Here is an 887-nt window from a genome sequence, read left to right as displayed (position 1 = left end):
GCGAAGAGCAGGAAACCTACGGCCGGCTGGCGGCCGGCCAGTCGCCGCTCGCGCTCTTCATCACCTGCTCCGACTCCCGCGTCGTACCGTCCCTGATCACCGGGGCACGCCCGGGTGAACTGTTCGAACTGCGGACGGCCGGCAACGCCGTGCCCGTCTACCAGGACGACATGGCGGCCTGTGCGGAAGCCGCCACCATCGAGTACGCGATGCGCGTGCTGCGTGTCGCCGACATCGTGGTGTGCGGTCACTCGCACTGCGGCGCGGTCGGCGCCAAGATCCGCGGTGAGGACCTGACCGGCGCCCCCGCGGTACGCGACTGGCTGGCGCAGCAGATCTCCGACGAACTGCCCAAGGACGACGAGCCGACGGTCTCGGCCGCGGTCCAGCAACACGTGCGCGAACAGCTCAACCGGCTGCGCGGCTACCCCTGCGTGCAGGAGCGGCTGGCCGCCGGCGAGGTGAATCTGCACGGCTGGTTCTACGAAGTGCACACCGGTCTGGTGGCAGCACATCACCCGGCCTCCGACCTGTTCCTCCCGCTGTAAGGGGTGTGTGCACCGTGAGCCGATTCACCACCTTCCGAGCGAACGCCACTACCTTCCGGGCGGACTTCGCCGCCTCTCTCGTCGTCTTCCTCGTGGCCGTCCCGCTGTGCGTGGGGGTGGCCGTCGCCTCCGGCGTACCGGCCGAGCTGGGTCTCGTCACCGGTATCGTCGGCGGGCTGCTGACCGGTCTGCTCCCCGGCAGCAGTCTGCAGGTCAGCGGCCCGGCCGCGGGCCTGACCGTGCTGGTCTTCGAAGCGGTCAAGGAGTACGGCGTCGGCGCACTCGGTGCGCTGGTGCTGGCCGCCGGAGGTCTGCAACTCGCCATGGGCGCCCTGAAGT

2 protein-coding genes are annotated in these 887 nt (G+C 70.0%); both read left to right on the top strand.

All coding sequences use genetic code 11. The features are described from left to right. The coding region (locus tag AZE13_RS32105; protein ID WP_066940043.1) for a carbonic anhydrase at nucleotides 1–548 on the top strand (548 nt) is incomplete at its 5' end. A gap of 14 nt (nucleotides 549–562) precedes the next feature. Next, nucleotides 563–887: SulP family inorganic anion transporter (locus tag AZE13_RS32100; protein WP_147264787.1), on the top strand; the 325-nt coding region annotated here is incomplete at its 3' end.

This window comes from Streptomyces sp. NBRC 110611, assembly GCF_001590865.1.
GTDB lineage: Bacteria > Actinomycetota > Actinomycetes > Streptomycetales > Streptomycetaceae > Streptomyces.
The sequence above is the reverse complement of the archived record's forward strand: the minus strand, read 5'-3'. Positions and strand labels throughout refer to the sequence as shown.